The organism is Bacteroides fluxus YIT 12057 (genome assembly GCF_000195635.1).
Lineage (GTDB): Bacteria > Bacteroidota > Bacteroidia > Bacteroidales > Bacteroidaceae > Bacteroides > Bacteroides fluxus.
This window is the reverse complement of sequence record NZ_GL882660.1, coordinates 1-8,675: the sequence shown is the minus strand read 5'-3', so window position 1 is coordinate 8,675 and position 8,675 is coordinate 1. Positions and strand designations below refer to the sequence as shown.

General features: G+C 39.5%; 8 protein-coding genes. 4 read left to right on the top strand and 4 right to left on the bottom strand.

The genetic code is table 11. The features are described from left to right. The 4 genes from HMPREF9446_RS12105 to HMPREF9446_RS12090 all read right to left on the bottom strand — a co-directional run. Positions 1–739 (bottom strand): outer membrane insertion signal domain protein (locus HMPREF9446_RS12105; protein ID WP_009125956.1); only part of this gene is annotated, 739 nt, incomplete at its 3' end. Positions 740–796: 57 nt separating this feature from the next. Beyond that, complete coding sequence (locus HMPREF9446_RS12100) at positions 797–1,546, bottom strand: YjbH domain-containing protein (RefSeq protein ID WP_009125955.1); 750 nt, start codon at positions 1,544–1,546, stop codon at positions 797–799. Positions 1,547–1,618: 72 nt separating this feature from the next. Beyond that, complete coding sequence (locus tag HMPREF9446_RS12095; RefSeq protein ID WP_009125954.1) at positions 1,619–2,599, bottom strand: DUF3869 domain-containing protein; 981 nt, start codon at positions 2,597–2,599, stop codon at positions 1,619–1,621. A 10-nt stretch (positions 2,600–2,609) separates the two neighbouring features. Continuing rightward, complete coding sequence (locus tag HMPREF9446_RS12090; RefSeq protein WP_009125953.1) at positions 2,610–3,557, bottom strand: hypothetical protein; 948 nt, start codon at positions 3,555–3,557, stop codon at positions 2,610–2,612. Positions 3,558–4,367: 810 nt separating this feature from the next. Between HMPREF9446_RS12090 and HMPREF9446_RS12085 the strand changes: the two genes are divergently transcribed. The 4 genes from HMPREF9446_RS12085 to HMPREF9446_RS12070 form a co-directional block, all read left to right on the top strand. Beyond that, entirely contained in the window at positions 4,368–5,507 is a 1,140-nt protein-coding gene (locus HMPREF9446_RS12085; RefSeq protein ID WP_009125951.1) for a site-specific integrase, read from the top strand. Between the two features lie 254 nt (positions 5,508–5,761). Next, positions 5,762–7,009 (top strand): hypothetical protein, encoded by a 1,248-nt coding sequence (locus tag HMPREF9446_RS12080; RefSeq protein ID WP_009125950.1) that lies wholly within the window; start codon positions 5,762–5,764, stop codon positions 7,007–7,009. A gap of 12 nt (positions 7,010–7,021) precedes the next feature. Next, on the top strand, positions 7,022–7,870 hold the full coding sequence (locus HMPREF9446_RS17925; RefSeq protein ID WP_009125949.1) for a DUF3869 domain-containing protein: 849 nt from the start codon (positions 7,022–7,024) through the stop codon (positions 7,868–7,870). A gap of 54 nt (positions 7,871–7,924) precedes the next feature. Further along, a partial coding sequence (locus tag HMPREF9446_RS12070) for an outer membrane beta-barrel protein (RefSeq protein WP_009125948.1) occupies positions 7,925–8,675 on the top strand: 751 nt, incomplete at its 3' end.

Sequence of the window (8,675 nt, the reverse complement as noted above, 5' to 3'; positions counted from 1 at the left end):
GGTCAGCCTGAGCCTGTGCAAGTTCGCTTCTGTATTTGTTGATCTCATCGTTGAGAGCGTCAACATCAAGTTTGGCGATGTAAGGAACGAAATTCTTGCCACCGAAAGTATAAGTTACACCGGCAGTCAAAGAAACCGCACCGTCCGTATAAGCGCTGCTGGCTTTTCCGAACATAGAAGGCATAACCTCTCCTCTGGCTTCAATGTTTATATCAATATACTTGTTGATATTGAATTGTCCCATCAAACCAACAGAACCATTGATCAGAGCGTCCAATTTATCCTGCTTGCCATAAGTTTTAGCGAAAGTCAAACCAGGACCGGCAAAGACGGAGAAGTTGAACAAACGTTCGGGATTATATCCCCAAATGGCATTAGATACATTATACATAGCGTCTGCACGCAATGTAAAGTATTTCTTGTTCTTAATCTCATTGTAAGTACCTGCGGGCTGACCGTACTTAGAATACAAAGTTGACCACAAACCGGCAACCTGTCCACGAACACCCCAAGTCGGAGTAAACAACTTACCAACAGATACATGAATCAGAGGCGTGATTGCATGGCCCAAGCCGTAATCACTGTTGTCAGGGTTTACGCAAACCTGGCCACCCACACCTGCACTGATAAAGAAGTTGTCCTTCCAGCTCTCACTGACGAACTTTTCTTTGGTCTGCGCAGTCATGGTGCTTGCTGCACCTGCCAACATCAAAGATAATATTACTAATTTACTTTTCATTGTTTTTTGTTTTTAATATTTCAACTCTTTTTGTTCTTATTTGCTCCGACCACTCGCTTACTTCAAATAAATCTTGTAAGTAAGTCCGCCGGTAAAGTACTTCATTCTTTGCAATTCTACCTGCGCATGCAAATGGTTGAAAAGCAAATAGGTGGCACCAAACGCAAAATCTTTCGCATCGTACTCTGCAATCACCCTTAGTTGCGGATGAAATGAAGGGTTCCAGGTAATGCCTGCAGCAGGCCCGTTTAACGGGTAGTCCACCCGGTTGTTGTATAAATAAGAAAGGTGTACACCTATTTCTTCTTTACCTACCGGAATATGCTTGGTCGCTGCAATATAGAAACGGCAGAAATAGCCATTGCCATCGGTTGAAGCAACCTGTCCTGCGCCCGACTCGGTATAGGGGTCCGAAGTCCCCAATACCACCGCCGGCATATACTTCCAGAATTGTCCTTCTTTCAAAACTCTCACTCGGGCAGAAAAGTACCTGTCCTGATTTGTAAACTTACCTTTCCCGACTTTCCAATCAATTCCAATATGTTGTGACTGAAACAGCGTACAAGTATATGCCACTTCCAACCACGGAAAGATTGTCACATTCAAAAAGTAGTTATACGTATGATAGTACCAACCAGGAGGAGTTATCTCCTTGTTTAAAAAGTTACCACCAATCATTACCGTCTTGTCCTTTTGCATTTCTGCCGAAGGAGCATGGAGCAGACCGGTAGTTCCGTAAGTCAACTGAGCAGCAAGCATAAACGGACAGCAGATGAACAATCCAATTAAAAAGGTTTTCTTTATCATTCTATTCGCTACGTTTATTTTCAATGCTTAATGTCCGGTTGATATTTACAGTTTGCAAGCTATTATCTCAAATTATTTGGCAGAACCACCACCGGCACCAGGATTACCACCGTGACCGTCATGAGAATCGTGAGAATCATGAGAATCGTGAGACTCATAAGTAGGCTCAGCTTTCCAAGACTCCTGATACATTACTGTACCTTCAGCACCATTGAATACATAAACTTCGTTCTTGAATACGATAGTCACATTATAAGCAGCGATAGACTTACCTGCTACAGCAGAGAATGTAACTTCTTTAGTACCTGCATTCAGACCATATTCTCTACCCAAAACATTTGAAGCAGAAGCAAGCCAAATCTGGCCTTCAGTAACAGCCTTAGTAAAGATATTATCATCTTCAGGAGCAACAGAAGAAGAAAAACCTGTGAAATAAGGTAACTTAACAGTCAAAGCCTCACCGACAGCAGCACTAGCATCAGCCGGAACTTTCAGAGTAGCTTTTCCTGTTTCAGGATCAAACACTAAATCTTCTTCACTAACACCTTCTATACCAGCAGATTTAAATGCATCAATGATTGTTTCAGCATTCTTTGCAATCATTTCTTTTGCTTGTTCCTCAGTAGCAGGTACAACCTGTTGATCCGGTTCTACAACTTTTGAGCTGGCATCAGCCAAAGCGAAATCCGCACTAACTACACAAACGCCACCGGCAGCAGTTTCAGGCAAATACACCGTCTTCACTGCATCAAAATAGTTATTCATAACAGCTTTCACTACATGAGAACCCGCTGTCAAATCGTTCTTCTCAAAATAACCATTTTCATTCACTGTAACAGCTGTGCCATCAATAGTCACAGTAGCAACCAAGGCTTCACCTGTATTCAAAGCGGTGACATTACCTACGATTACATACTTGGCAGGTTCAGGTTTAGTACCCGGTGTTACATCAATTTCCTCTTTCTCATAGCAGCTTGTAAACATTGTACCCACTGCTAAAACGGCAAACGCTAATTTAGCGCTAAAGCCCAAGAATCTACTTTTCATTTTCATCTCAATAAAATTAAAAATTTAACAATTCTGATTTAATAAAATATGGGTTAAAACTATTATCTCTCAAATAATTATCATCCGGGTTAGAACGATACCAGTCTCCATACTGTTTTTCGTTACCGGCATTGTAACGAATACCGATGTCTCCCCCTACGACGCGAGGAATATATCCTTTCCTCTTATATTTATAAGGCGGCAATGCGATCTGGAAAGTGAATCCTCCATTGAGTCCATTATTTGCAGCATCATCCTTACCAAAAACCTTCATTACATAAAAACCGATGGAAGCGTAACGGAAGTGACGGATCATTTCAGCACTCATACCATACTCTTCCAACAAGTATCTTTCACCTTTTAAGGAAAACTGAGTATTAAATCTTGACCAGAAGTAATTAGCTCCCACATAACCATTCAGCGTCCATTTTGCTCCATGATAATAAGACCAATTTTCCCAATATCCCTTTCGCGTATATCCTAAACGTGCATTCAACCAGAAATGCTCGTCCTTAAATATATACTTTGCCTTCAAATCCACACCAGAGCGAAAGTCCTCAAAGAAGCCAACCGTTCCTGTCAAGAACACACGGTGAGGCAGACGTACAGTCTGGGACAAAGTGACAAAGCCCGGGCGGATCTGCTCATAACGCCGTCCATAATCATTCACTATAGGGAAAATGACTTGTCCCGTAAACTTCATCCCTTTCCAAAGAGAAACCTCTATGGCAGGAGAAGCGTTCAAAACGATATCATATACCCGCGATAGTTTGTAATTCTGAAACATCAGCCTTGGATATACCACCACATCAACCTTAAACAAAGAGCTATTTACTTTTGCTACCTTCCGTATCTTTTTCCAAGAACGCCCCAAGTCATAGCTTACCTGCCAATCTTTTCTTTCGGCTACGGTAACACTGTCAACTTCGGCTACTGGATTGTAGTAAAGAGAAATCTGAGGCACATTATTTTCAAGAACTACAACCCGGCATGGCTTTTCCCCCGGTTAACATTCTACCATTACAGGCTGTTGAAATCTGTGCAATGCTATATTTATCATTTTGACGTTTTGTATTTTCTGTCAAACGAGAGTCTCATAATTCAATCATATCCCGCGCTGGTCGCGAAAAACGCAAGTAAAATATCCTATGTTGCCGATTACTAGCTACATATCAATATGTTTACATTTATTCTAGAACAAAACTTTGTATGAAAAGAGTATAAATAGTGTTTTTAGTGAAAGGGTTACGATGTTTTAGTGAAAGGGTTACGATGTTTTAATGAAAGGGTTACTACATTTTAGTAAAATGCCGTAACCTTTTTGCCGATATGCCACAGCCTTTTTGCATAAATCCATGGTAGATATGCAAAAATACACAAAAAACACGTATTATAATCCGGTTTATATTCAACAAATATCCTAAAATACCCAATAATAATTTGATGTAAATTATGAATATTGTCGATATTGTGTCTTTTTGCATGAATTTGGACGTATATGCTTTCTTTTTAATTAGGCTAATTGTTGTCCTCCCGTTTCCAAATCCATCCTGTTATTTATATTTTTAGTTAAGATGTTGTTCCCTTCTTGTTATTTTATTTATAATTGTAATTGGAATGACAGGGAATTACTATGCGTTGATACGGAATGCTCAAAACACACAAAAAGAAAAACAGCTGTGAATAAACTTCAAATGCTCTTTTTTCTGCGAACACTAACTGTTACCATGTTGTTGCCAGCGAAAGATATGTGTATACTAAATTGATAGATAAAATGAAAAAACAACTAAGAATAAAAGAGCCTGTTAAAGTCCGGATGAAAAAGCTATCAAACGGATGCCAATCTATATATCTTGATATATATATGAATGGAAAAAGACGATATGAGTTTCTGAAACTGTACATTATACCGGTGAATGACAAAACGGACAAAATCAGAAACCGAGAAACATTGAAATTGGCCAATGCCATTAAATCACAAAAGATAATAGAACTTCAAAATAAAGCGTATGGTTTCAATCACAACAAACTTCCGGATATAACATTGATTGATTACATAAAAAAAATAGCTCAGTCAAGTACTTCCAACGAAGCCCGGAAAAACGCCTTGCGGGCCGTAGTCCATCATCTTGAACGGTATGACTCAAAAGGGATATTATTAGGAAAAGTGGATAAAGCGTATGTCATAGGATTCATTGGTTATCTGAGAAACGCCAAACAGGAGCATTGCAAAGAAGAAAAAAAATTGCATGCCAACACTCAGCTTCATTACTTTAAAATGCTCCGTTACTGCCTAAATCATGCTGTTTCCGAGGAGTATATAGCCTGCAATCCCATAGACAAAATGAAAAGTGACGAAAAACCTAAACGACGTAAAGCAGACAGGGAATACCTCACCATTGACGAATTAAGGTACTTAGTCCGTACCCCATTTTATAATAGCCTGTTAAAAAAGGCTTTCTTGTTTAGCTGTTTTTGTGGCCTGCGCCATTGTGACATTGTCGCGCTTGAATGGAAGGATATCCATTATGACACCAATGGCAATGCCTCAATAAACATAGTCCAGCAAAAGACTCATGAGGCCATATCATTGCCCTTGAGTCCTGAAGCTGTAAAATACTTGCCGAACAGAGAAAAAGCACAAGATACGGATAAAATTTTTAAGGGCTTGATATCATTGGGGCGCAGCAATGAGATATTAGACAGGTGGGCAAAACAAGCCGGTATCTTGAAACATGTCACTTTTCATGTGGCACGTCATACGCATGCCACCATGATGTTGACATTAGGAGCCGATTTATATACTATCTCCAAATTATTGGGACATACCAATATACAGACTACCCAAATTTATGCAAAACTGGTTGATGAAAGCAAAATGAAAGCAATAGCGTTGATTCCGGACATCAGTTAACCAGATTATGTGATGACACAAAGCTACTTTTAGCACAAAAAACAACATCGTGGATGCCCAAAATAAACAATTGTACTTTCAATGTAAAGGTTTTAATTGGCTACTTATAAACAATCTGCATGTTCTACGAATGCTTTTGAAGAAAAAACCATCTTATTTCATTTTTTCAGATAAAATTCTTTGGTATTATTAAAAATGTGTCTATTTTTGCAGCATATTTTGTGTCGTATGGATACAGAAAATGATTGAAAAAGATGAGGTATAAAAACTCTAACATAAGAAAGTGCCTAACTACTAAAACAATAGCACAGTGTGCGGCGTTCTTTTTATTCTGTTTGCTCCCTTTGAAAGGGGTTTGCCAGACGGGAGAAAGTACGGTAAATACTTTGGTAGAGATGGGATTTGAAAATGTTGGATGGACAGAAGACGAGAAAGAGCGTGTGTATGTGTTGCAAAACTCTGCATACCGTTTACAAGGCGTCGGTATTGGTAAGGCGATAGATGTTATTCAAAAGATGGGTTTACCGGGGGAAAAGCCATGCCGAGTAATCGTTCTTGACAATAATATACCTCAGATTTCTCTTTATTATCATCCGGTAAAAGGTGATACCACGGCTGTTGCAGAACGTAAGGATTGGAATGTCAGTTATGACTTAGGAGATACTTGGAAACAGACGGGGAAGATAAAGAAGAAAAATAGTTCTTTGTTTAAGGTTGATATATTAGTGTATCCGCAATTGGCATTCAAAAACCTGGTCATTAATCAAATATATCAAGTTTTATTTGATTTAAGTCCGGCCATAGAGGTTTCGTTATGGAAAGGGATGAAACTCACGGGACAGCTAAAGATACCCATTTATAATGATGGATATGGAATTTATGAGGATAAGGTTCATCCCGGACATCTTACAATTTCACAAAGTTTCCGGTTACCATACGATATATTCGGTAAAGTGACTGTAGGATATTTCAATACGGACCGATATGGATTTGATATAGATATTGTACGCCCATTCAAGGATGAGAGGTTTGCAGCTTTACTGAGATTGGGATATACAGGCATCGGCTATTGGGATAGTTTTAAATTACACTATGATCCAACAATGACTTTTACATGGTCAGTTGGTGCAAGTTTTTTTTGGCCCAGGTACAATACGCAATTTATCGTACGGGCACATAAATTTTTGTATGAGGAGAAAGGTGTCAAGGCTGAAATGATCCGACACTTCCGTTACTGCTCCATCGGATTTTATCTGATGAAAGCTGAACAGGCCAAGGCCAACGGAGGATTTCGCTTTCAGGTATTGTTACCACCTTATAATAAATATAAAAGGCATAAATATATACCACGTATAAATACTTCCGCCAATATGGGTATTATTTATAATTCGGGTAACGAACGTTATTATTATAAAGAATACAAGGCAGAAGCAAGTGATAATATAATGGAAGAGAATAGTTTTAACCCATATTTTATTAAGTCAGAATTGTTAAATTTTTAATTATTTATTGAGATGAAAAAGATTAAGTTCTTAAACGGTATGAATGCGGTTCTCGCATGTGCCGCAGTAGCTTTGGCTACAACTTTCACTTCTTGCGAAAAAGAAGAGTTCAATGTAAAATTTGAACCAAACCCTGCAATGGTTTGCTTTACTCCGAATGTCATTGATGCAGCAACTAATGAAAATGTAACTAAAAATGCTACTTTCACAGGTGCAGACAACATTGTATCAACAGCAAGTGATAAAGCCTTGGCTGCAGGTGAAGCCACTATTACCGCAACCGTAAATGGCGTTTCCGGTAGCATAACGGTTAAATATCCGGCTGTAGCCGCTGGTCAAGTGGTATCCCTTTCACCGGTTATCATTTTAAGTCCTGAATTTGGCAAAGAGCCGAGTGTTGTAAATGCTGAAAAAGTAGGTAGCCCGATAATGAAATACGGTAACGCAGCAGACGGTATCGATCATAATGGCAATACTTGGGCAAAAAATGAGAGTGACTATTTAGTTGATTACACAGCTAAGTGGGATGAAAGCGCAGTTGCAACCAAAGGCGCTGTAACAAAAGTCGTTGTAGTTACTCCGGAGCAATTGGAAGTAGAGAATAAGGGTGAAGAAACGCTGCAAGCGTCTGCATGGTGTATGTACAATGCAGAATATGCTATTCAAGCTGCTAATGTTGAATATGAACTGACTGCTACTGCTACAGGTGAGAAGATAAAAGTCGTTTATTACAACCCTATTTACCAAATCACTGTTACAGCTAAAGAAATGGCCCTGCCTGGTCACGAACATGCCTATCAGCATGGACATGGTCATGGTGATAATCCTAATGCAGGTGGTGGTATCACATTGGCTGACTAATTATCAGTTTCAAAAATAAAAAGATAGTATAATCTAAAAAAGTAAGAAACTACAATGAAAAGTAAATTTATCATAGCTTCATTGTTATTGGCCGGTGCCTGTGTAACAGTGAACGCGCAAGAAAAAAATAAATATTATACCGAAAAGGCTTCGGATAATATTTATGTCGGATTAGGCATTGGAGGCATGTCTGTAATCAATGACGGTTTCAATACTCCCACGATGAACGCCAACATCACTATCGGTAAGCACATCACTACTGTATGGGGTGTACGTGGCCAGTTCGGTGGTTTCTGGCAAAGCTTGGATAATCAAGACAATGGTTATCATCGTTATTGCAAGAAATTCGGTGAAATCAACCTTGATGCTACATTGAATTTGATAAACCTCTTCGGAGGCTATAACCCGAACCGTGCATTCAACTTGTATGTATTCGGTGGTCCTACCATGAACTTGTCCAGAGCTGTAAGTACAGACTTAACCATCACACAAGATGGCAAACAATCTGCCGCATATGCAGAAGACGGTGCAAAAGCCCGTTTTGGCGCAACGGCAGGTTTAGGCTTATCTTATGACATCAACAAGAAGTGGGCCGTTAACCTTGAAGGTCGTTTCGGCGTTACTCCTTCCATCTTTGGTGATGCAAGCGATTGCCGCAAGGCTGAAGCTACCGCCCGCCTGAACATAGGTGTTGCTTATACTTTCGGTGGCAAGAAATTTGTTCGTGCTTCCAATGTTGACGAAGATGCGCTTAACGCAGAAATCAACAAGTACAGAAGCGAACTTGCACAGGCTCAGGCTGACC

Coding starts and splice junctions, on each gene's coding strand:
- HMPREF9446_RS12095 (WP_009125954.1), bottom strand. CDS start 2,599: ATGAAAATGAAAAGTAGATTCTTGGGCTTTAGCGCTAAATTAGCGTTT.
- HMPREF9446_RS17925 (WP_009125949.1), top strand. CDS start 7,022: ATGAAAAAGATTAAGTTCTTAAACGGTATGAATGCGGTTCTCGCATGT.
- HMPREF9446_RS12100 (WP_009125955.1), bottom strand. CDS start 1,546: ATGATAAAGAAAACCTTTTTAATTGGATTGTTCATCTGCTGTCCGTTT.
- HMPREF9446_RS12085 (WP_009125951.1), top strand. CDS start 4,368: ATGAAAAAACAACTAAGAATAAAAGAGCCTGTTAAAGTCCGGATGAAA.
- HMPREF9446_RS12080 (WP_009125950.1), top strand. CDS start 5,762: ATGAGGTATAAAAACTCTAACATAAGAAAGTGCCTAACTACTAAAACA.